Source organism: Achromobacter sp. FW305-C-30-7 (genome assembly GCF_058783105.1).
This window is the reverse complement of record NZ_JBYSYI010000007.1, coordinates 151,490-173,725: the sequence shown is the minus strand read 5'-3', so window position 1 is coordinate 173,725 and position 22,236 is coordinate 151,490. Positions and strand designations below refer to the sequence as shown.

22 protein-coding genes are annotated in these 22,236 nt (G+C 65.9%); 16 read left to right on the top strand and 6 right to left on the bottom strand.

What is annotated here, in order from left to right; all coding sequences use genetic code 11:
- Position 1: 1 nt before the first annotated feature.
- The 3 genes from AC3WOB_RS22725 to AC3WOB_RS22715 all read left to right on the top strand — a co-directional run bounded on the left by AC3WOB_RS22725 (position 2) and on the right by AC3WOB_RS22715 (position 3,509).
- Positions 2-793, top strand: a complete 792-nt coding sequence (locus AC3WOB_RS22725; RefSeq protein ID WP_492276261.1) for an enoyl-CoA hydratase/isomerase family protein — start codon at positions 2-4, stop codon at positions 791-793.
- A gap of 5 nt (positions 794-798) precedes the next feature.
- Positions 799-2,340: a malonate--CoA ligase gene (locus AC3WOB_RS22720; protein ID WP_492276260.1), complete on the top strand. Its 1,542-nt coding sequence runs from the start codon at positions 799-801 to the stop codon at positions 2,338-2,340.
- 197 nt (positions 2,341-2,537) lie between these two features.
- Positions 2,538-3,509, top strand: coding sequence for a Bug family tripartite tricarboxylate transporter substrate binding protein (locus AC3WOB_RS22715; protein ID WP_492276259.1), 972 nt, complete (start codon positions 2,538-2,540; stop codon positions 3,507-3,509).
- A gap of 90 nt (positions 3,510-3,599) precedes the next feature.
- On the opposite strand, the gene AC3WOB_RS22710 is transcribed toward AC3WOB_RS22715, so the two are convergent.
- Positions 3,600-4,613 carry a MerR family transcriptional regulator gene (locus AC3WOB_RS22710; RefSeq protein ID WP_492276258.1) on the bottom strand — a complete coding sequence of 338 codons (1,014 nt, stop codon included), beginning with the start codon at positions 4,611-4,613 and terminating at the stop codon, positions 3,600-3,602.
- 147 nt (positions 4,614-4,760) lie between these two features.
- Entirely contained in the window at positions 4,761-5,717 is a 957-nt protein-coding gene (locus AC3WOB_RS22705; protein ID WP_492276257.1) for an aldo/keto reductase, read from the bottom strand.
- A gap of 273 nt (positions 5,718-5,990) precedes the next feature.
- Between AC3WOB_RS22705 and AC3WOB_RS22700 the strand changes: the two genes are divergently transcribed.
- The 3 genes from AC3WOB_RS22700 to AC3WOB_RS22690 all read left to right on the top strand — a co-directional run bounded on the left by AC3WOB_RS22700 (position 5,991) and on the right by AC3WOB_RS22690 (position 9,067).
- Positions 5,991-6,962, top strand: a complete 972-nt coding sequence (locus tag AC3WOB_RS22700; protein WP_013395028.1) for an ABC transporter substrate-binding protein — start codon at positions 5,991-5,993, stop codon at positions 6,960-6,962.
- A 418-nt stretch (positions 6,963-7,380) separates the two neighbouring features.
- Positions 7,381-8,271, top strand: coding sequence for an ABC transporter permease (locus tag AC3WOB_RS22695; RefSeq protein WP_013395027.1), 891 nt, complete (start codon positions 7,381-7,383; stop codon positions 8,269-8,271).
- A gap of 1 nt (position 8,272) precedes the next feature.
- Positions 8,273-9,067 (top strand): ABC transporter ATP-binding protein, encoded by a 795-nt coding sequence (locus AC3WOB_RS22690; RefSeq protein ID WP_013395026.1) that lies wholly within the window; start codon positions 8,273-8,275, stop codon positions 9,065-9,067.
- A gap of 65 nt (positions 9,068-9,132) precedes the next feature.
- On the opposite strand, the gene AC3WOB_RS22685 is transcribed toward AC3WOB_RS22690, so the two are convergent.
- The 3 genes from AC3WOB_RS22685 to AC3WOB_RS22675 form a co-directional block, all read right to left on the bottom strand.
- Complete coding sequence (locus AC3WOB_RS22685) at positions 9,133-10,380, bottom strand: NAD(P)/FAD-dependent oxidoreductase (RefSeq protein WP_492276256.1); 1,248 nt, start codon at positions 10,378-10,380, stop codon at positions 9,133-9,135.
- Positions 10,381-10,476: 96 nt separating this feature from the next.
- The gene (locus AC3WOB_RS22680) at positions 10,477-12,111 is read right to left on the bottom strand and encodes an NAD(P)-binding protein (RefSeq protein ID WP_492276255.1); all 1,635 of its coding nucleotides are present in this window, start codon (positions 12,109-12,111) and stop codon (positions 10,477-10,479) included.
- Entirely contained in the window at positions 12,111-13,622 is a 1,512-nt protein-coding gene (locus AC3WOB_RS22675) for a polyamine aminopropyltransferase (RefSeq protein WP_013395023.1), read from the bottom strand. The genes AC3WOB_RS22680 and AC3WOB_RS22675 overlap by 1 nt, the downstream gene beginning before the upstream one ends.
- An 89-nt stretch (positions 13,623-13,711) precedes the next feature.
- Between AC3WOB_RS22675 and AC3WOB_RS22670 the strand changes: the two genes are divergently transcribed.
- The 8 genes from AC3WOB_RS22670 to AC3WOB_RS22635 all read left to right on the top strand — a co-directional run bounded on the left by AC3WOB_RS22670 (position 13,712) and on the right by AC3WOB_RS22635 (position 19,430).
- A complete protein-coding gene (locus tag AC3WOB_RS22670) occupies positions 13,712-14,098 on the top strand; it encodes a DUF350 domain-containing protein (RefSeq protein ID WP_041654065.1) in 387 nt (128 codons plus the stop codon).
- Between the two features lie 41 nt (positions 14,099-14,139).
- Entirely contained in the window at positions 14,140-15,171 is a 1,032-nt protein-coding gene (locus tag AC3WOB_RS22665) for an SPFH domain-containing protein (protein WP_492276254.1), read from the top strand.
- Between the two features lie 6 nt (positions 15,172-15,177).
- Positions 15,178-16,647, top strand: coding sequence for a DUF4178 domain-containing protein (locus tag AC3WOB_RS22660; RefSeq protein WP_492276253.1), 1,470 nt, complete (start codon positions 15,178-15,180; stop codon positions 16,645-16,647).
- A 4-nt stretch (positions 16,648-16,651) separates the two neighbouring features.
- Positions 16,652-16,813 (top strand): hypothetical protein, encoded by a 162-nt coding sequence (locus AC3WOB_RS22655; RefSeq protein ID WP_207472772.1) that lies wholly within the window; start codon positions 16,652-16,654, stop codon positions 16,811-16,813.
- Entirely contained in the window at positions 16,810-17,160 is a 351-nt protein-coding gene (speD, locus tag AC3WOB_RS22650) for an adenosylmethionine decarboxylase (RefSeq protein WP_492276252.1), read from the top strand. Before AC3WOB_RS22655 ends, speD begins: the two co-directional genes overlap by 4 nt.
- A 118-nt stretch (positions 17,161-17,278) precedes the next feature.
- Entirely contained in the window at positions 17,279-18,037 is a 759-nt protein-coding gene (gene modA / locus AC3WOB_RS22645; protein WP_492276251.1) for a molybdate ABC transporter substrate-binding protein, read from the top strand.
- 23 nt (positions 18,038-18,060) lie between these two features.
- Entirely contained in the window at positions 18,061-18,747 is a 687-nt protein-coding gene (gene modB / locus AC3WOB_RS22640) for a molybdate ABC transporter permease subunit (protein WP_175210339.1), read from the top strand.
- Positions 18,744-19,430, top strand: a complete 687-nt coding sequence (locus AC3WOB_RS22635) for an ATP-binding cassette domain-containing protein (RefSeq protein ID WP_492276250.1) — start codon at positions 18,744-18,746, stop codon at positions 19,428-19,430. Before modB ends, AC3WOB_RS22635 begins: the two co-directional genes overlap by 4 nt.
- A 4-nt stretch (positions 19,431-19,434) precedes the next feature.
- Here the strand turns inward: AC3WOB_RS22635 and AC3WOB_RS22630 are convergent, their stop codons facing one another.
- The gene (locus tag AC3WOB_RS22630) at positions 19,435-20,229 is read right to left on the bottom strand and encodes a TOBE domain-containing protein (protein WP_492276249.1); all 795 of its coding nucleotides are present in this window, start codon (positions 20,227-20,229) and stop codon (positions 19,435-19,437) included.
- A 158-nt stretch (positions 20,230-20,387) separates the two neighbouring features.
- Here AC3WOB_RS22630 and AC3WOB_RS22625 point away from each other — a divergent pair, with 158 nt between their 5' ends.
- A complete protein-coding gene (locus AC3WOB_RS22625) occupies positions 20,388-20,978 on the top strand; it encodes a DUF4136 domain-containing protein (protein ID WP_013395013.1) in 591 nt (196 codons plus the stop codon).
- A 33-nt stretch (positions 20,979-21,011) separates the two neighbouring features.
- Positions 21,012-22,205 carry a DUF3734 domain-containing protein gene (locus AC3WOB_RS22620; protein ID WP_013395012.1) on the top strand — a complete coding sequence of 398 codons (1,194 nt, stop codon included), beginning with the start codon at positions 21,012-21,014 and terminating at the stop codon, positions 22,203-22,205.
- Positions 22,206-22,236 lie beyond the last annotated feature (31 nt).

Genomic DNA, 22,236 nt, shown 5'->3' with positions numbered 1-22,236 from the left:
CATGACGGACAACGTGGCCGGCCGCGTGCTGCTGGAGCGCGAGGGCGATCTGGCCCGGGTGACGCTATCGCACCCGGGGCGCCTGAACGCGATCACGGTGGGCATGTGGCATGAACTGCGGGACGTGTTCACCCGCATCGCACAGGATGACGCCCTGCGCTGCGTGATCGTGCGCGGCGAGGGCGGCAATTTCGCCGCCGGCGCCGACATCCGCGAATTCCCCGCGCAGCGCGGCGACATGGCCGGCGTACAGCGCTACCACCGCGAGGTGCTGGCGCCTGCCCTGCAGGCGGTCGCCCTGTGTCCGCATCCGGTGGTGGCGCAGATCGAGGGCGTGTGCGTGGGCGGCGGCCTGGAGATCGCCAGCCAGTGCGATCTGCGGATCGCCGGCGAGTCGGCTCGCTTCGGCGTGCCGATCAACCGCCTGGGCTTTCCCATGGCGCCCGACGAAATGAGCGGCCTCCTGGCCTTGGTCGGGCGCGCCGCCACCCTGGCCATCCTGCTCGAAGGCCGCGTCTTCGGCGCCGAAGAGGCCCGCGAACTGGGCCTGCTGACCCGCATCGTCGCCGACGACCAGGTGGCCGACGCGGCCACGCGCAGCGCCCGGCGCATCGCCGCCGGCGCGCCGCTGGCGGCCCGCATCAACAAGCGTTTGTCGCGCAGGCTCGCCGCGGGTGGCGCTTTGACCGAAGCCGAATACCAGGATTATTTCTCGTACGCCGACAGCCGGGACCACAAGGAGGGCGTGCGCGCTTTCCTGGCCGGCGAGGACCCTTCCTTTTCCGGAGACTAGACAAGGTGAGCAACGCAAATCTATACGCTGTCCTGCAAGGCGGCTTTCCCAAAGACCGCAGCAAAGTCGCGCTGGAAACGCCCGACCTGCAATACACCTGGGACGATATCGATCGCGCCACCGCGTGCCTGGCCAATCTGCTGACCTCGCTGGATCTGCCGGCGGGTTCGCGCGTGGCGGTGCAGGTCGAGAAATCACCCGAAGCGCTGCTGCTGTACCTGGCCACGCTGCGCGCCGGCCTGGTGTACCTGCCGCTGAACACCGCCTACCGCGAATCGGAAATCGAATACTTCCTGGGCAACGCCGAGCCGGCCGTGGTGGTCTGCGCCAGCAAGAACCTGGACTGGGTGCAACGCGCCGCCGATCGCGCTGGCACCGCGCACGTGTACACGCTGGACGAGGACCGCAGCGGCTCGCTGCTGGATGCCGCCGGCGGTCTGCCGCAGACCTTCAAGACCGTGGCGCGCCAGCCCGATGACCTGGCCGCCATTCTGTACACCTCCGGCACCACCGGCCGCAGCAAGGGCGCGATGCTGTCGCATGGCAACTTGGCGGCCAATGCCCGAGTGCTGCACGAGTACTGGGGCTGGCGCTCGGACGACGTGCTGCTGCACATGCTGCCCATCTTCCATGTGCACGGGCTGTTCGTGGCCTCGCATGGCGCCTTGCTGGCCGGCGCCAGGATGATCTGGCTGCCCAAGCTGGACGTCGACCAGGCCCTGCGCTACCTGCCGCAGAGCACGGTAATGATGGGCGTGCCGACCTACTACGTGCGCCTGTTGGCCGACCCGCGCTTCGACCGCGACGTTTGCGCCAACATGCGCCTCTTCATTTCGGGTTCGGCGCCCTTGCTGGCCGAGACCTTCTCGGACTTCCAGCAGCGCAGCGGCCACGCCATCCTGGAACGCTACGGCATGAGCGAGACGGTCATGCTCACCTCCAATCCCTATGACCCCAAGCTGGGCGAGCGCCTGGCGGGCACCGTGGGCCGCGCCTTGCCTGGCGTGCAGGTGCGGGTGGTCGACGATGCCGGCATTGCGCTCGCGCCGGGCGAGATCGGCAATGTGCAGGTGCGCGGGCCGAACGTGTTCTCGGGCTACTGGCGCATGCCGGAAAAGACCCGCGAGGAATTCACCGCGGACGGCTGGTTCAAGACCGGGGACGTGGGCCGCTGGGGCGGCGAGTCCGCCGGACGCGATGTGCCGGCGGACTACCTGTCCATCGTGGGCCGCAGCAAGGACCTGATCATTTCCGGCGGATTCAACGTCTACCCCAAGGAAATCGAGACGCTGATCGACGACATGCCCGGCGTGGCTGAATCGGCGGTCATCGGCGTGCCGCATGCCGATTTCGGCGAGGCCGTGGTGGCAGTGGTGGTGCCCAAGGATGGCGTGGCGCTGGATGCGGACGCCATGCAGGCCGAGCTGAAATCGCGCATCGCCAATTTCAAGGTGCCCAAGCGCCTGCACATCGTCGGTGAACTGCCGCGCAACACGATGGGCAAGGTGCAGAAGAACGTGCTGCGCGAAACCTATAAGACGCTCTGACGTTCGCCCGGACCGCTGCCCGGCTCCGGGTAGCGGATTTTCCCGGCCGGGCGCGGCGTTCGCGCTGTGCAGGCCATCTTTCAGGAGTCCACGTCCACACCCAACCGCAGGTCCAGGCAGCCCATTCCCTACAAGAACTTCAAGAGACGAGACGCACAAAACCGCGCCGTCCCCATGCTGCAGCAAGAGGAGACAATATGAAATATCGGACCACCGCCGCGGCCGTGTTCGCCGTGGCCGCCCTGGGTTTTGGCGGTGTCGCCGCCGCGCAATGGCCCGAACGCCCGATCACGCTGATCGTCCCGTTCCCCGCCGGCGGCGGCACGGACACCTTCGCTCGTCCGCTGGCCCAGCAACTGACCACGCAGCTAGGCCAGCCCGTGGTCATCGACAACAAGGGCGGGGCAGGCGGGACCGTGGGCGCGGGCGTCGCGGCCAAGGCCAGGCCCGACGGCTATACCTTCTTCATGGGCGGCGCGCATCACGCGTTGGCCCCCTCGCTGTACAAGAACCTGAACTACGACATCCAGAAGGACTTCGTGCCGGTCGCGCTGGTGGCGCAGCCGCCGCAGGTCATCGTCATCAACCCGGCCAAGCTGCCGGTGAAGACGGTCCAGGAACTGATCGATTACGCCAAGAAGCGTCCCGGGGAAATCAACTTCGGCACCGCGGGCAAGGGCAGCACACACCACCTGGCCGGCGAGCTGTTCGCGATGCAGACCGGCATCAAGCTGGTGGATGTGCCCTACCAGGGCGCGGGTCCCATGCTGTCGGCCCTGATCGGCGGACAGGTGGACCTGGCGTTCGACGGCCTGGGTTCGTCCGCGGGCCATATCCGTTCCGGCACGATCAAGCCGCTGGCCGTGGCCGCCACCGAGCGTTCGCAATCGCTGCCCGACGTGCCGACCGCCGCCGAGGCCGGCGTGCCGAACTACGTGGTGTCGACCTGGTACGCGATCTGGGCGCCCGCAGGCACGCCCAAGGAAGCCGTGGACAGGATGAGCGCCGAGATCACCAAGGCCTTGAACGCGCCGAAGATCAAGGAAACCTGGGCCGGCAACGGTTCGGCCGTGCCCACGCTGACAGGCGCCGAGTTCGGCAAGTTCGTCGACAGCGAAGTCCAGCGCTGGGCCAAGGTGGTGAAGGACTCGGGGGTGAAGCTGGATTGATCGAGGGTGGGTCGGAGAGGGGTTTGCGATCGGCTCGGTTCGCCGCTCGCAAACCGCCTTCCTTTTCGTCTGGGCGGCTTGGCTGCTTCGTCATTCCGGCAGAATCAGGAAGCGCCGCCTGCATCCCAGATGGACTTTCGCTGCGAGAGCCCTGTTTTCTCGTCCAGATTGATCCACTAGTCTGGCCAGCTTGCGTAAGGAGCTGATTCTGCGGGTCTGGAGCCGATGCTGAAAGCGGCGTATCTCGCCTGCGGTGCAGGCCCTGCGCGCGTCGCGTAGCAGGCCGTTTATCTGCAGCAACCGCAGATTCTCCGGGTGGATCAAGGCCAGCAAACTTTCCGCCTTGTCGATCTTTTCCTGCAGGTGTTGCAACGCGTCGGCCTCGGTCTGAACGCCGTAGCGTTTCCACGCGGGTTCGTGATGGAAAAGCCGGTTGCGGAATTCCCTCAGCGTTGCGACCAGCTCTCTGCCATGTGCCAGCACGACGCTCGCCTGGCGGGCCGGCCAGGCCCCGCGAAACACGGTTGAAAGATGCTTGGGCCAAATCAGGCCCCGGCCCATGAAATCGGCATCGAGCAGGAACTCCCAGGACGAGAAATCCGTCTTGGAAATAACGCCAGCATGATTGGGAGTGATGTGACCGCGTAGGCGGTGGCGGCTGCGTACCTCGCCGATGTACTTGCGTGTCGCCTTGACGAAATTGTCATGCACCGCCTGCACGGCATAGGGCGGTGCTGCGCCGGGCGCATAGGATTGATACCGCAGTCGGGCGCCCGACCACCAGAACGACCCCAGATCAGCGGTCAGCGCCTGGTCGATGGCATTGCGCAAGCTGATTTCCACGGCATTGATCAGTGGATACAACGCGCCGCTGGCGCAGGTGTTCCACAGATAAACGCCCATCAGCTCTACATCGTTCGAGGGGCGGAAGACAGTCTGGTAGCTGTTCATGCGCTCGTTGCTGATGAGCGTGTCAATCAGAACAGGCCGATATTGCAGTGTTGTTGGCATTTCACTCACCCTGGGAAAATCCACGGCCGTCCAAGATTGACCGGAGGCAGCCGTGCGGAATAGAATTTCTCCAAGGTTGGTGGTGGCTTCCAATGGGCGCAAGCCTACGACCCATCATATAAGACCTGATGTCACCCCGGCCTTGAGCCGGGGATTTCTTTTTCTGGCCTGGAAAACCTGCTTCATGGAACACGGACGCGCCGCTTCGGTCCGCCCGACTTCTCCACTACCCCCCCCTCATCACCGCCATTCACTCGCCTGGCTCAGCTTGGCCAGCTGATCATGCGTCAGCGTCAGGCTGGCCGCTTTGACCAGTTCGTCCAGTTGCGTAAGCGAGGTCGCGCTGACGATGGGCGAGGTGATGCCGGGTTGCGCGATCTGCCAGGCCAGTGCGGCTTGTGCGGGCGTGCAGCCGGCATCCTCGGACACTTCGTCCAGCGCTTTCAGGATGTGGTAGCCGCGCTCGTTGAGATAGGTTTCGATGATCTTGCGGCCGCGTGGGCTCTTGCCGGCGTCGGCCGGGCTGCGGTACTTGCCGCTGAGGAACCCGCTGGCCAGCGCGTAGTAATTGATCGTGCCCATCTGCTGCGTCTTCACCAGGCTTTGCAGGCCTGACTCGAAGGGCTCGCGGCGGTACAGGTTGTATTCCGGCTGGATGCTCTCGTAGCGCGGCAGGCTGTGCCGCTCGCTCGCGATCAGCGCTTCCGACAGCCGCACCGCGGTGTAGTTGGATGCGCCGATGGCGCGCACCTTGCCGGACTCGATGTGCTTGGCGTATTCGGCCAGGGTATCGGTCAGCGGCGTGTCGGGATCGTCCTGGTGCGATTGGTACAGGTCGATGTGGTCCGTCTGCAGCCGGGCCAGGGAAGCTTCCAGCGAGCGGCGGATGTAGGCGGGCGCCAGGCCCTTGGCGTCGGGTCCCATCTCCATGCCGACCTTGGTGGCGATCAGCACACGGTCGCGTTTGCCCGAGCGCTTGAGCCATTTGCCGATGAGGGCTTCGGATTCTCCGCCCTGGTTGCCCGGGACCCAGCGGGAATACACGTCCGCCGTGTCGATGAAGTTCAGGCCGGCGTCCACCAGCGCGTCCAGCAGCGAGTAGGTGCCGGCTTCGTCGACGGTCCAGCCGAAGACGTTGCCGCCGAAGGTGAGCGGGGGAACCTGCAGGCCGGAGCGGCCCAATGCGCGTTTGATCATGATGTGGCCTCTGGATGCTGCGGGTGGCGGCTGGGAAAGAGTCCGGTTTCTGTCTGTCCGGCCAAAGCGATTCCGGGCTTTTTCAGTATATTGACGCCGCTGCGCTCCGTCGCGGGGCATGCCGTTGAGGCATGCACCATTTCAGGGATTCCCCCCAAACGTTTTGGGGTGGCGGCAAGTTAGACTATACGGCTTTATGGCTAGTCCGGCCGGCGGGGAGCCGCCAGCGGCGCCGTAATAATGAGCAAATACAAGGGTTCAAGGAGCTTAACTATGCTGATCGGAAAAAAACATTTTCTGACGGTTGGCGCCATGGCGCTGGCGATGGCTATCGCCGCGCCGGTGGCGGCGCAGCAGAAGTCGGTGGCGGTGACCGCCATCGTCGAGCATCCGGCGCTGGACGCCGTGCGTGACGGGGTGCAGGACGCCCTCAAGCAAGCCGGCTACGAGCCGGGCAAGAACCTGAAGTGGCAATACCAGAGCGCCCAGGGCAACAACGGCACCGCCGCCCAGATCGCGCGCAAGTTCGTCGGCGACAAGCCCGACGCCATCGTCGCGATCGCCACTCCCTCGGCCCAGGCCGTGGTCGCAGCCACCAAGGACGTGCCGGTGGTGTATTCCGCCGTGACCGATCCGGTCGCCGCCCAGCTGGTTGCCAGCATGGACGCCTCGGGCACCAACGTGACTGGCGTGTCGGATCTGCTGGCCCTGGACAAGCAGGTCGAACTGATCAAGAAAATCGTCCCCAACGCCAAGCGCGTGGGCATTGTCTACAACCCGGGCGAAGCCAACTCGGTCGTGGTCGTGAAGAAGCTGCAGGAAATCCTGCCGAAGTCGGGCATGAGCCTGGTCGAAGCGGCCGCGCCGCGTTCGGTGGACGTGGCTTCCGCGGCCCGCAGCCTGATCGGCAAGGTCGACGTTATCTACACCAACACCGACAACAACGTCGTGTCGGCCTATGAGTCGCTGGTCAAGGTCGGCAACGACGCCAAGATCCCGCTGATTGCGTCCGACACCGACAGCGTCAAGCGCGGCGGCATCGCCGCCCTGGGCATCAACTACCGCGACCTGGGCGTGCAGACGGGCAAGGTGGTGGTGCGCATCCTGAAGGGCGAGAAGCCCGGCGCCATCCCTTCGGAAACGATCTCCAAGCTCGAGCTCTACGTGAACCCGGGCGCCGCCGCCAAGCAGGGCGTGACCCTGTCCGATGCGATCATCAAGTCGGCCGCGGTGGTTGTGAAGTAATAATCAGCCGTACCTGCCCCGCCATGCCTACCCGGCGTGAGCGGGGTTTGTTTTATTTTTTGGTGTCTTGCCTTACCCCATGGTCTTCAGGGCGGCAGCATTCACAAGATGCTCGCGGCCCGGCGCAATGTGCTGGTCTTGAATGGCCGGCGGCCCGCCTTATGGCGTCGAGCCCGCCCGGCGTTTTTGCTCCCTGAATGGTCCTGCAGACTCCTGCTGGCGGCCTGGCCGCCCGGCACGGGAACGCTTTGGCAGGAAACGAGAGAAAATCCACCGCCGAGAAACGTTTCTTGCGAAAGCTGGGGTAAAACTGACCCCGAAACGCAAGATATCCGACGTTGCAACTCTTTAATATGCTCGTTTCTTGCCTTCGTGCAACTTCTTAATATGCTCGCTTCTTACTGATTGGATTTGACCCATGTCATTGTTCTCGTTGTTAGGCGCGTTGGAGATCGGCCTGATCTTCAGCCTGGTGGCTCTGGGCGTGTATATCTCGTTCCGTCTGTTGCGCTTCCCGGACCTGACCGTTGACGGCAGTTTCCCGCTGGGCGGCGCGGTCTGTGCCACGCTGATCGCTTCGGGCACCGACCCCTTCCTCGCCACCGTCATTGCCACGGTCGCGGGCGCCGCGGCCGGACTGGTCACCGGCTGGTTGAACGTCAAGCTCAAGATCATGGACCTGCTGGCCAGCATCCTGATGATGATCGCGCTGTACTCGGTCAATCTGCGCATCATGGGCAAGCCCAACGTTCCCCTGATCACCGAATCCACCGTATTCACCGTCCTGCAGCCCGAATGGCTGTCGGATTATGTCGCCCGGCCGCTGATCCTGATCGTGATTGTGATCCTGGCCAAGCTGGCGCTGGACTGGTTCTTCGCCACGCAGACCGGCCTGGCCGTGCGCGCCACCGGCTCCAATGGCCGCATGGCCCGCGCCCAGGGCGTCAATACCGGGCGCATGATCCTGGGCGGCATGGCGCTGTCCAACGCGCTGGTCGCGCTGGCGGGCGCGCTGTTCGCCCAGACTCAAGGCGGCTCGGACATCTCCATGGGTATCGGCACCATCGTGATCGGCCTGGCCGCCGTGATCGTGGGCGAAAGCATCCTGCCGTCGCGCAAGCTGGTGCTGGCGACGCTGGCCGTCATCATCGGCGCCATCGTCTACCGCTTCTTCATCGCGCTGGCGCTGAACAGCGATTTCATCGGCCTGAAGGCGCAAGACCTGAACCTCGTCACCGCGGTGCTGGTCACGTTCGCCCTGGTCATTCCCATGCTCAAGCGCCGCCTGGTCGGCAAAAAGGTGCGCTGATATGTTGTCCGCAAAAGACCTGAAAATTACGTTCAACGCTGGCACGCCCATCGAGACCCGCGCCTTACGCGGCCTGTCGCTGGAGATCCCCTCGGGCCAGTTCGTGACCGTCATCGGCTCCAATGGCGCCGGCAAGTCCACCTTCCTGAACGCGGTGTCGGGCGACCTGCCGGTCGACTCCGGCCGCATCGACATCAACGGCGTCGACGTCACGCGCCAGCCGGTGTGGGCGCGCGCGGGCCGCGTGGCCCGCGTGTTCCAGGACCCCATGGCGGGCACCTGCGAAGACCTGACCATCGAAGAGAACATGGCGCTGGCGCAGATGCGCGGCGCGCGCCGCGGCTACAGTCGCGCGGTCAAGGCCTCCATGAAGGAGGGCTTCCGCGAGCGCCTGGCCACGCTGGGCCTGGGCCTGGAAAACCGCCTGACCGACCGCATCGGCCTCCTGTCGGGCGGCCAGCGCCAGGCGGTCAGCCTGCTGATGGCGGCCTTGCAGCCCTCGCGCATCCTGCTGCTGGACGAGCACACGGCGGCGCTGGATCCGCGCACGGCGGACTTCGTGCTGCAGCTGACGGCGCGCATCGTCGCCGAAAGCCAGCTCACCACGATGATGGTGACCCACAGCATGCGCCAGGCGCTGGACGTGGGCGACCGCACCGTCATGCTGCATCAGGGGCAGGTGGTGCTGGACGTATCGGGCGACGAGCGCCGCGGCATGGATGTGCCGGACCTGCTGGCCATGTTCGAGCGCGTGCGCGGCGAGAAGATTTCCGACGACGCCTTGCTGCTGGGCTGAGCGCCAGTTGCCGGCTGCGTGAGTCGCAGCCGGTTCCCGCAGGCTGCGCGGGGCGGCCTGCCGGCCTAGATGAACCGGCCCGGCCGGAACGCCTCGTGGCCGGCAGCCGCAACGCCGTCGCACATGAGTTCGCCCAATATCCTGGCGGTGCCGGGCGCGGTGCTGAAACCGATGTGCTGATGCCCCAGCGCCAGCCACAGGCCGGGGTGGCGCGGCGCCTCGCCTATCATCGGCCGGCTGTCGGGCAGGGTCGGACGCCGCCCCAGCCATGGCTCGGCATCCAGCCGCCGGTCCAGCGGAAACGCCTCGCGGGCCCGCGCCTCCGCCAGTTCCAGCTGCAGCGGCCGAGCGGGCGCCTCGCAGGCGTCCAGTTCCACGCCCGTGGTCAGGCGCAGCCCGCGCGCCATGGGCGACAGCACGTAGCCGCCGCCGGTGTCGTAGACCGGGCGCGTCAGGCTGGCGCCGTCTGCGCCGCTGTAATGCATGTGGTAGCCGCGCTCGAACGCCATGGGCAGGTCTATGCCCGCCGTCTTCAGCAGGCGCTTCGACCAAGGGCCGAGCGCCACCACCAATCGATCCGCCTCCACTGATTCGGACCCTTGGGCGCCTTGCACGATCCAGCCCTGGCCCTCGCGGCGGATGGCGCTGGCGGTCAGGCGTCTGAACGTGCCGCCGGATCGGCGGAACAGGGCGGCGTAGGCCGCCACCACCTCGTGCGGATCATCGACGGAATACGAGCCCTGGATCCAGAGCGCGCGCTGGAAGATCGGCGCGAGCGCGGGTTCGATTTCCGCCAGCTCGCCGGGTGCAAGGATCTGGGTCGGCACCTGGTACTGGGCAAAGGTCTTGCGCGAGAGTTCGCCGCTGTTCCAGCCCTGTTCAGACCGGTACAGGAATATCCACCCGGTATCACGCAGCCGGTGCGCGGCGCCCGATTCGTTTAGCAACCGCAGATGCTCCGGCGCCGAGAGCCGGATCAGCCCGTCCAGCGCCGCCACGGTCTGCTTGAACACCGCCGGCCGGGCATTGAGCAGGAAGCGCGCCGCCCAGCCCAGGTTCTGCGCCAGGTAGCTCAGCTTGTAGCGGAACTGCACGGTGTCGTTCTTCAGCAGCCGTGGCAACTGCGCCCACAAGCCGGGATGGTTGAACGGCATCAGCGAACTGCGCGCGATCACGCCGGCGTTGCCCAGCGAGGTGTCCAGCCCCGGCTCCTGCCGGTCCACCAGCGTGACGGACAGGCCGCGGCGCTGCAGTTCCAGCGCGCAGCAGACGCCCACGATACCCGCGCCTAGGACAACGACGTGCTTTCCCATGTCTTTTTATCTGAGTCCGGTCAGGAGGTGCCGTGATGCCCGGCAAGCTCGCGGAATTGTATTGCAGGCGGCCGGCGAAAACGCGGCGCGCGAACTTCAGGCCTGCGGCGGCTTTTGACCCATGATCCGCCCAGCGGCAGCCACGCCCCACCACGCGGCTTCCTCGAACACGGAATAGCCCGACAGGTCCGCGTGCGCGAACAGCACCGGGCCGTCCACGTCGCGCAAGGCCGCCAGTCCCGGATTGGACAGGTAGCCGCAGAGCGGCGAGGCCATGGCATGGCCGCGTACCGTGATTTCCAGTTGGCGCGCGTGGCGCCAGAATTCCTGGCCGTAGGCCGCGACCAGATCCGACGCGGCCTCGGCCCGCAGTTCCTCCGGACTGGCGCGCGTCAGCCACTGGCGCGCGGCCTCGGGCTTCATTTCGCTGAGCGCGTGGTAGGCGGTGAAGACGCAGCGCGGCGTACGGGCCACGCGCAGCAGCTGGTGCGTGGAGACGACGTAGCCCAGCGCCTTGCCTTGATAGACGACGTTATCCCAGGACAACGGTTCGCCAGGGGCTTCGGCGGGATAACCTTCCATGACGAAGTTCGACACCATCCAGGGCGCATGCGGCGGCGCGTGCACCGCCGGATCGTAGCCGTAGGCGCGGATGTCGGGCAGGATGCGCTGGGCCACGAACAACGGCATCGCGCACACGGCGCGGCGGGCCTGCACCGTGTAGGCGACCGAAGCCGAAGCCAGGCAGGTAACCCGCGGCCCGGCGGCCGTTTCCTGCATCCGGACCGCAGTGCCGGCAACCAGCCAGCCGGCATGGCCGAGCTTGCTCGTGATGGCGTCGCGCATGCGCTGCATCAGCATGGACAGGCCGCCGGGCCAGGTCAGCACCGCGCCTTCGCCCGCGTTGGCGGAATGGCCGTCCCGGCTGGCGAAATAGTGCAGGCCGGCCCAGGCCGAAACCACGTCGTACTGCGCGCCGTAGTCGTCGCGGCAGCAGTAGTTCAGGTACCAGTGCAGCGCGGGCGAGGTATAGCCTTCGCGTTCCAGCCATTGCTTGAACGTAATCGCGTCCAGCGCGCGCCAGGCCGGGTCCCGCGACGAAAGCGTGAGCGGGATGCTGAAGACCTTGCGGCCGTCGTTGCCGGTCTGCGTGTGCAGACGCTCGATCAGGGCAAGGAATTTGCGGTGCTGCGCCAGGTCTGCTTCCGGCAACCCGCTCATGGGCAGCAGGCTTTCTTCCCAGCGGCCGTCGCGCAGCAGGCGTTCCTGGGGCGAGTGCACCAAAGCGGTTTCGTCGTAGTAGGGGCGGGCCTCGCTTGCGCCGCGCTCGATGATGCCGAAGTCGGCCAGCATCTCGCGCACATGGGTGGAGGCCAGCGAGGGCAGCGGCAGGTAGTGGGCGCCCAAGGGGTAGTCCAGGCCGTCGCGCAGGCCGGCCGCGGCATTGCCTTCGAATTCGGGACCCTGCACCACCAGGAAATCGGTATGCCCTTCGCGCGCCAGCTTCCAGGCGCAGGACAGACCCGCCACGCCCGAGCCCAGGATCACGACGTCGCGCTGGTGGTTGGCCGAGGGCTGTGGCCAGGCTGCGCCGTCGCGCAGGGCGTGGCCCGCCTGCATGCCTGGGTAATGGATTTCCGGCGTGGTCTCGACGATGCGCGAGCGGTAATACCCGGCGGTGCCGGCAATCGCTGCCGTGGCCGCGCCCAGCAGGAAGCTGCGCCGCCGCATCAGCGGATGACCTTGCGCCAGTCTTCGTCGAAGTAGCGCACGAGCGACTGCTCGTTCAAGCGGTTCGGCGGCATCGCCAGCGCGGGCATGTCGGCGGGAAAGTGGAATAGTTCGCGCGTCGTGACCGGATCCAGATAGCGCGTCGGCACGGTAATGCTGGCGGGCGGCTCGTAGTCGCGGCGCTTGCTGGCAAGGATGAAACCCCAGTCGCCGAAGGACGGCACATAGGTGTGGTACGGCCAGGTGTTCAGCCCGGCTTCCTTCAGGGTGGCATCGACGCTCCAGAACGAGCGCGGCGCGAAGTAGGGCGAGGTGGACTGCACCACCATATAGCCGTTCTCGGCCAGGTGGCGCGCCATCAGGTGATAGACCGGCACCGAGTACAGGCGGCCCAGGCCGAAATTGGACGGATCGGGAAAATCCACCACGATGTAGTCATAGACCTCGGCATGGGTTTCCAGCCAGCGGCCGGCATCGTCGTTGATGACCGTGACCCGCGGATCCTTCAGCGACCCCTGGTTCAGCTTGACCAGCGGCTCGGAACGCGAGAACAGGCCGGTCATGGCCGGATCCAGATCCACCAGCGTCACGCGTTCGATATTCTTGTATTTGAGGATTTCGCGCACGGCCAGGCCGTCGCCGCCGCCCAGCACCAGCACGTTGCGCGCCCAGGGCAGGGCTTGCAGGCCGGGGTGCACCAGCGCTTCGTGATAGCGGTGTTCGTCGCGCGACGAGAACTGCAGGTTGCCGTTGATATAGAGGCGCAGGTCGTCATGCCAGCGCGTGACCACCAGACGCTGGTATTGGGTGGTTTCCGCATGCACCACATCGTCCCCGTACAGGCCCTTCTCGGCCCAGGCCGTCATGTTGCCGGAGTAGATGAAGCCCAGCCCCAGGAAGCCGATCACTACGCTGGCGCGGATGGCTTTCTCGCCGGGCCGGTGGAGCTCCGCGCGGAACAGCCAGGTGGTCCACAGCGCCACGCTGGCGTTCATGATGCCGAAGAGGAAGCTGGTGCGCAGCAGGCCGAGCTTGGGGGCGAGCAGCAGCGGGAACACCAGCGACACGGCCAGTGCGCCCAGGTAGTCGAAGGTCAGCACGCGGCTAACGATTTCGCGGAACTCGGTCTTGCGCTGGTTGAACACCCGCATCACCAGCGGGATCTCCATGCCGACCATCAGGCCGATGAGGAACACGCCTACATACAGGGCCGCGCGGAAGGGCGCGGCCATCCAGGCGAAGACCAGGAACAGCACCGCGGCGGAGACGCCGCCCAACAGGGCGACCAGCAGCTCCACATCGATGAAGCGATTCAAAACGTCTTCGTCTCTTACATATTTTGACAACCACGAGCCTATGCCCATGGCGAACAGATAGCAGCCGATGACGGAAGAGAACTGCAGTATCGAATCCCCCAGCAAATAGCTGGCCAGCGCGCTGCTGATGAGCTCATAGCCCAAACCGCAGGAGGCGACGATCAATACCGAAAGAATGAGAACGCGGTCGCGCATGAGGTGTCCGACACGAAAAATGCGTTCGCAGTATATCGAACGCGCCGTATATACTGCGCGCAATTAGGAGGGTGGCAATGGGAGAAGCAATGCATCCGGTGGTGACCTATCTGATCTATATGGCGTCCGCGCTTGCCATGCTGGGTGTCTTCACCCTGGTCTACACGGCCGTCACGCGCTACAAGGAATTCGAGCTGATCCGCGAAGGCAATATCGCCGCGGTGCTGTCGTATGGCGGCGCGCTGGTGGGCTTCAGCTTTACCTTGTGCTCCAGCATCGCGATCCACGCCAGCTATGCCATGTTCCTGCTCTGGGGGCTTGTGGCCATGTTGGTGCAGATCGTCGTGTACGTGGGCGTGTCCCAGGCCGTGCGCGGCATGAACGAGGCCATCGAAGAAAACAACATCGCCATGGGCGGGCTGATCGGGTCGATTTCGATCGCCGCCGGCATCGTCAACGCCGCCAGCCTGACCTGATACGGACAGGCGCCGAACCCGATCTGACAGGAGGACTACTCATGAGTCTCGGTTCATTCATCCGCAAGCAGTTCATCGACATCCTGCAATGGAACGAGGACCGCGACGGCGTGCTCGCGTGGCGCCATCCGATGCAGGACTTCGAAATCCAGTATGGCGCCAGCCTGACCGTGCGCGAGTCGCAGATGGCGGTGTTCGTCAATGAGGGTAAGGTGGCCGACGTGTTCGGCCCCGGCATGTACAAGCTGACCACGCAGACGCTGCCGATCCTGACGTACCTGAAGAACTGGGACAAGCTGTTCGAGTCGCCCTTCAAGTCGGACGTGATCTTCTTCAGCACCCGCCTGCAACTGGGCCGGCGCTGGGGCACGGCCCAGCCGGTGACCCTGCGCGACAGCGAGTTCGGCATGGTGCGCCTGCGCGCCTTCGGCGTGTATTCCTACCAGATCTCCGATCCCGCCAAGTTCTACCGCGAGATCAGCGGCACGCGCGACGAATACACCGTGGACGACCTGGAGGCGCAGTTGCGCAACATGGTGGTCGCGGCGATGACGACGGCGCTGGGCGGCTCCAAAGTGCCGTTCCTGGACATGGCCGGCAACCAGGGGCTGATGTCGCAAAGCATCGCCGAGCAACTGGGGCCGGTGTTTGACCGCTACGGCGTCAAGCTGGACAACTTCACGGTCGAGAACGTTTCGCTGCCGGAAGAGCTGCAAAAAGCGCTGGACACCCGGATTTCCATGGGCATGGCCGGCGACCTGGGCAAGTTCACCCAGTATCAGACCGCCACGGCCATTCCGATGGCGGCGCAGAACGAGGGCGGCATCGCCGGCATCGGCGCGGGCCTGGCGGCCGGCGCGGCGCTGGGCCAGACCATGGCCGCGGGCCTCGCCGGCGCCCAGGGGCAGCCGCAGCAGGCGGCGCAGCAGCCAGCCCAGCAGGCGCCTGCCGCAGCGGGCGGCGATCCGGCGCAGCGGCTGCAGCAGCTCAAGGACCTGCTGGACAAAGGCCTGATCACGGCCGCGGACTACGATTCGGCCAAGGCCGAAGTGCTGAAGAAACTCACCAGCTAAGGCTCCATGCAGCAGGTTCTGTGTCCGCAGTGCGGCGCCCCAGTCAAATTCACGTCCGCGGCATCCGTCATGGCGGTCTGCGGCGCCTGCCGCAGCACTTTGCTGAAGGACGCCGAGTCGGTCAAACGCATCGGCGAGGCCGCCGAAGTCCTGGAGGACTACTCGCCCTTGTGCCTGGGCGCGGCCGGCACCCATGAAGGCAAGCGCTTCGATCTGATCGGCCGCATCCAGCTGCGCTACGAAGACGGCTTCTGGAACGAGTGGTACCTCTGGTTCGAAGACGGCTCCGATGGCTGGCTGTCGGACGCCTCGGGCCAGTACGCCGTGACCCGGCGGCGCAAGGTCAAGTCCACGCAAGGCATGCCGGCGTTCGACGACATCGCGCCCGGCGACGAATTGAAGCTGGACGGGCAGCGCTACACCGCCGCCGACGTGCGCGCCTGCCAGGCGGGCGGCACGCAAGGCGAGCTGCCGTTCGTGCCGGGCGAGGGCTGGCTGGCCAAGGTGGCGGATTACCGCTGCCTGGACGCGTTCCTCACACTGGACTTTTCCGACGGACCCGAGCCCGAGCTGTACATCGGCAAGGCGTTCGACCTGTCCGCCATGCAGGCGGCGTCGTTGCGGACCAACGAGCAGGTCGAGGAGACGGCCGGCCGTTTCCGTGGTCAGATCAAGGCGCTGGACTGCCCGAACTGCGGCGGGCCGATAAGTTTCGTGGCCGCCATGGCCACCCAGGTGGTCTGCCCCTCGTGCGCGGCCGCGGTCGACTGCTCGGGCCCCACGGCCGAAGTCATCGAGAAGGCCCGCAAGGTCAAGGCCATCAAGACCACGCTGGCGCTGGGCGCGGTGGCCAAGATCGACGGCGCTTCCTACACGCTCATCGGCCTGATGAAGTGCGCCGATCCGGATCCCGAGGAACCGTCCGACTGGATCGAGTACCTGCTGTTCAATCCGGTGAAGGGGTTCATCTGGCTGGTGGAAACCGACGAAGGTTGGGAGCGCGTGCGGGTGTGCGACACCTGGCCCAGCCACAACAACGCCAGCAGCGTGCGCTGGAACTCCAAGCTTTATCAGAAACTGTACGACTACACCTCGCGGGTGGAGCTGGCGCTGGGCGCGTTCAACTGGCGCGTCAAGGTCGGCGACAGCACCAAGATCACGGATTACAAGGCTGGCAACCTCAAGCTGACCCGCGAACTGAGCGAGTCCGAACTGGGTTGGTCGGCTTCAGGGCCGGTGGCGCCGGCGCAACTGGCCGAATGGTTCGGGGACCCTGAACTGGCCAAGCAGAAGGCCATGCCGCTTAGCGGCAAACCCGGGGGATATCGCAAGTTTGCCTGGACGGCCATGATCGCGCTGGCCTTCCTGAACTTCGAGAATATCTTCAGCGGGGGCATCGTTCCTCTCCTGATCGGCGCGGCGTTCCTGTGGATTCCGGCGGCGCTGGCGGACAAACTATCCGGCAAGGACGAATGACAAGATGGGCAAGCTGCTATATACCGTCTACGCCATCGTGGTGGTGATCTTCGCCACCGGGGTCAGCTCGCCGGGCGCGCGCATGTCTGGCGGCGGCTCCAGCAGCAGCTGGGGCAGCAGTTCGTCCGGCGGGTCGGGCTGGTCGTCGGGCGGATCCCACAAGTGACCCCGTATGCCACACCCGGCCGCCACGTGCTGGCGGATTTCCGCGGCGTGCCGGCGGACCGGCTGACCGACGCGCAGGCGCTGGAACGCGATCTGGTCGCCGCGGCGCAGGCGGCGGGCGCGCGCGTGCTCAGCGCGCACTTCCATCATTTCGGCGACGGCGCTGGCGTGACCGGCGTAGTCCTGCTGAGCGAATCCCACATCAGCATCCACACCTGGCCCGAACACCAGTTCGCCGCGCTGGACGTCTTCATGTGCGGCGCGGCGCGGCCCGAGCTGGCGCTGGAGCACCTGCGGACGCTGCTGGCGCCCGAGTCGGTGCACGCGACCACGGTGGCGCGCGGCTGAAGCCTGCGGCCACCACTCCTTGATATTGCTCAACGGCCCCCGGGAAGCCAAATTGACGGGCGTTATATACCTATATATATTTCGTTACCGACTTAGCGATTTCCTCTGGGAGAAGAACATGTTCTGCAAACGTCCGATCGTGGCGCTGTCCTTGGCGCTGGCCGCCGCATGGGGCGCCAATGCCAACGCCGGCGACCTGGTGGTGTCGGCCGCCGCCAGCCTGACCAACGCCTTCAAGGAAGTCGCGCAAGGCTACGAAAAAGAGCACGCCGGCACCAAGGTCATCCTGAACTTCGGCGCTTCCGACGTGCTGCTGCAGCAGATCGTCAAGGGCGCGCCGGCCGACGTGTTCGCCTCGGCGGACCAGAAGGCCATGGACAAGGCGGTCGAGGAAAAAGCCGTCAAGCCGGCCTCCCGCGTGGACTTCGCCGCCAACCAGGTGGTGCTGATCGTCCCCGCCGACAGCAAGGCCAACATCACCGCGCTCAAGGACCTGACCCGCGACGACGTCAAGCGCATCGCCTATGGCAACCCGGCATCGGTGCCGGTGGGCCGCTACACCCAGGGCGCGCTGGAAGCGGCCGGCCTGTGGAAGGAAGTGCAGGCCAAGAGCGTGCTGGCCCAGAACGTGCGCCAGAGCCTGGACTACGTGGCGCGCGGCGAGGTCGACGCGGGCTTCGTGTTTGCGACCGACGCGGCCATCATGGCGGACAAGGTCAAGGTCGCGGTGCGCGTGCCGTCGCAGACGCCGGTGACCTATCCCATCGCCGTGACCACCCGCGAAGCCGCCGCCCGGGAAGCCGAAAGTTTCGTCGCCTATGTGCTGTCTCCCGCGGGTCAGGCGATACTGTCGCGCTACGGCTTCCAGAAGCCCTGATACCTGTTGAATCGTAGGCATTGATGAGTGATCCGGTTTGGGTGCCCCTGCTGCTTTCCCTGAAAGTGGCAGGCTGGGCAACGTTGTTGGCGACCGTGGCCGGCACGGCCGCGGCCTATGGCCTGTCGCGCTGGCGCTGGCCGGGCCGCGATCTTCTGGACGCGCTGCTGACCTTGCCGCTGGTGCTGCCGCCGACGGTGCTCGGCTACTACCTGCTGGTGCTGCTGGGACGCCGTGGCATCATCGGCGAGACGCTGGCGGACTGGGGCATCGAACTGGTCTTCACCTGGCAGGGCGCGGTGATCGCGGCTTCCGTGGTGGCGTTTCCGCTGGTGTTCAAATCGGCCCGCGCGGCCTTCGAAAACGTCGATAGCCAACTCGAAAGCGCGGCGCGCGTGCTGGGCGTGTGCGAGGCGGGGGTGTTCTTCCGCGTCACCCTGCCTTTGGCCGCGCGCGGCATCGCCGCCGGCGTGCTGCTGGCGTTCGCGCGGGCGCTGGGCGAATTCGGCGCCACCCTGATGATCGCCGGCAACCTGCCGGGGCGCACGCAAACCCTGTCGGTCGCCATCTATGAGGCGGTGCAGGCAGGCGACGACGCCACCGCCAACATGCTGGTGCTGGTCACTTCGGTGACCTGCGTGGTGGTCTTGCTGCTGGCCGGCAAGCTGGTGCCCGTCAGCAGCGGCCGGCGCAACGGGAGCGCGCTATGAGCGTCAACATCCGGGTGCGCAAGCAGATGGTGTCCGGCGACCGGCGCTTTGCGCTGGACGTGGCGTTTGATTCCTCGGCCAAGCGCATCGCGCTGTTCGGTCCGTCGGGGGCGGGCAAGAGCCTGACGCTGCGCGCGGTGGCGGGCCTGCTGCGGCCCGATTCGGGCCGCATCGAGATCAACGGCCGCGTGCTGTTCGATGCCGACGCCGGCGTCAGCCTGCCCGCGCAGTCGCGCCGCGTCGCCTATCTGTTCCAGGACTACGCCCTGTTTCCTCATCTGACCGTGGCGCAGAACATTGCTTTCGGATTGCGGCGCGGTTGGCGCAATCCGCCCAGGCGCGAGGTCGGACCCGAGGCGCAGCGCTGGGTGGACGCGTTCGAGCTGGACTCCATCGTGGGCAGCTATCCCAGCGAAATCTCGGGCGGACAGAAACAACGGGTCGCCTTGGCGCGAGCCCTCATGCTGCGGCCGGACATCCTGCTGCTTGACGAGCCCTTTTCAGCGCTGGACTCGCAGTTGCGCGGCAAGATGCGGTCAGAACTCAACGCCTTGCAGCGCCAGCTGGACGTGCCCATGCTCCTGATCACGCACGACCCGGCCGACGTGGACGCGCTGGCCGACGAAGTATTCGAAGTGCGCGAGGGCAGGGTGCGGCGCCACGGTGAGGACGTGGGCGTCTGACAGGTCAGTCCAGCACGCCGAGTATCACGCTGGAAGCCTTGAAAATCGCCACCGCGTCGGCGCCTACGTCCAGGGCCAGATCCTGCGCGCTTTCATTGGTGACGATGGCCGCCAGCGTCACGCCGCCGTCCAGTCCGATCAGGATCTCACTGTTGACGGCGCCCGGGCGTAGGGCGGTGATCTTGCCTGGCAATTGATTGCGCGCCGACAGGCGCAGGCCGGGGCCGGGCGCGCCCACGATGACCGACGACGCCTTGACCAGCGCGATCGCCTCCTTGCCCATCGCCAATCCCAGTTCCTGCGTGCTTTCGCGGGTGATGGTGGCCGTGATGGTCAGGCCGCCCGCGATGCGCAGCATGATTTCGTCGTTGACGGCGCCGGCGCGGATCTGGATGACGGTGCCTAGCAGTTTGTTGCGTGCGCTGGTCTTTAGCATGAAACGCCTCATGAGGTCGATGTCGCCGCTGGCGGTCATGCCAGCGCGGGTCAGGTTTTCCATGAACTTGCGGTGTTCGGCTTCCAGGGCGCGGAAGGTGCCGATCAGGCCGCGCGCGCGGTCCGTCAGGCGTGTGCCGCCGCCGCCCTTGCCGCCGGCGGCCCTGATCACCAAAGGCTCGCCCGCCAGGTTGTTCATGGCGTCAATGGCGTCCCAGGCCCCCTTGTAGCTCATGCCCACGGCGCGCGCGGCGGCGGTGATCGAACCGGTGGCGTCGATCTGCGCCAGCAGGTCTATGCGGTTTTTTCCGCCCCAGGTCTGGGCGCCGGAGCGAAACCAAATCGAGCCGTCGAGTTCCAACATTTGCGTCGTGCCGTGGTCAGGGTATGGGACAGTTGAAAGTGTAATGGACGGCGGCTGCTTCAGTGTTTTGCGGCGGAAGCGATGCGAATGAGATTCTGTTGAAATTTTGTAGGCTTCGCGGCACTATGTCCAAGCATCGGGCTCTCGGAGAAAACGACATGAAAGCGTTCAAATTGCTGGCTGCGGGTTCCATGACGGCTCTGTTGGCGGCTTGCGCCTCGGGTCCCACCGTCAAGAGCGACTACGATCATCAGGCGAATTTCGCCCAGTATCGGACATTTGGGTACATGACGCCGCTGGGCACGGACAAAGCGGGCTACAGCAGCTTGCTGACCGAGCGCCTCAAGAACGCCACGCGCGGCCAGATGGAAATGCGCGGCTATACCTATAGCGCCTCCAATCCCGACCTGCTGGTCAATTTCAGCGCCAAGCTGCAGCAGAAGGTGCAGGTCACGCCGGCCGCTCCGCCCATGGGCCCGTACTACGGCTATCGCGCCGGCTTCTACGGCGGCTGGCCCGGCTACGGCTGGGGCGACGACGTCTACCAATATACTGAGGGCACCTTGAATATCGACCTGGTCGACATGCGCCGCAGGCAGCTGGTCTGGGAAGGCCTGGCGGTGGGCGAGGTCCAGCCCGACGCGGCCGCTACGCCCGAGAACACGGACAAGGTGGTCGCGCAGATTTTCTCAAAGTATCCGTTCCGCGCGGGCGTGGGCACGCCGCAAGTGCCGGACAAAAGCAAGTAGGGCGGTCCGCCAGCCCTGCCTAGAGGAAGCCGTATGAGTACTCGCCGCAAGGCCCCGACCCAAGACACCGGCGATACGCCGCCCTATGAAGTCGTCGCCCTGGTGCTGCAGGGCGGGGGAGCGCTGGGGGCCTACCAGGCCGGGGTGTACCAAGGGCTGCACGAAGCGGGCATCCGGCCCAACTGGATTTCCGGCATTTCCATCGGGTCGATCAATGCGGCCATCATCGCGGGTTCCCGCGAGGACGAGCGGGTGGAGCGCTTGCGTGGTTTCTGGGAAGCCATCTGCCGGCCGGCGGGTTTCGCCTCGGTGCCCTGGGGCGAGACGCTCGGGCCCATGTTCGAAGGTTTGCCGTTCGGCTTCGGCTCACCCGTCATGAACGGGCATGTGTCGGCCTTCCAGGCCCTGTTCTCGGGCCAACCGGGCTTTTTCAAACCGCGTTTTCCGCCGCCCTACCTGGTGCACGGCAGGGGCGCGGCGTCCACCAGCTTCTACGACACCACGCCGCTGGCCGCGACCTTGCGGGAATTCGTGGATTTCGACCTGCTCAATAGCGGGGCCGTGCGCGCCAGTTTCGGCGTGGTCAACGTGCGGACCGGCAACTTCGCCTATTTCGACAGCCTGAAGGACACCCTGAGGCCCGAGCACATCATGGCCTCGGGCGCCTTGCCGCCAGGCTTCCCCTCCGTCGAGATCGACGGCGAACACTATTGGGACGGCGGCATCGTGTCCAACACGCCGCTGGCCCAGGTGCTGACCACGGACAACATGCGCGACACGCTGGCGTTCCAGGTCGATCTGTGGCCGGCGCGCGGCGGCCTGCCGACCAACCTGGAGGAAGTGGCCGAGCGCCAGAAGGACATCCAGTATTCCAGCCGGACCCGCCTGGTCACGGACCAGATGCGGCGCGTGCTCAAGCTGCGCCACGGCTTGCAGCGTCTGCTGGCGAAGCTGCCGGAAGCCGAGCGCAAGGCGGCTGAGTTCGACGACATCCGCAAGCTGTCCCATACGCCGGCCACCAACATCATCAACCTCATCTACGAGTCCAAGCACCGGGAGCGTTACTCCAAGGACTACGAGTTCGGCACCGAGGCCATGCGCGAGCACTGGGAGTCCGGCCTGTCCGACATCCGCGCCACGCTGGCCAAGCCCGGCATCCTGGCCCGCCCGACCCAGGACAGTTGCTTCGTCACCCACGATATCCACCGCAACGGCAAGCGCACCTGAACTCGCGGGGCAAAGGCGCGGCCGGTGTTTC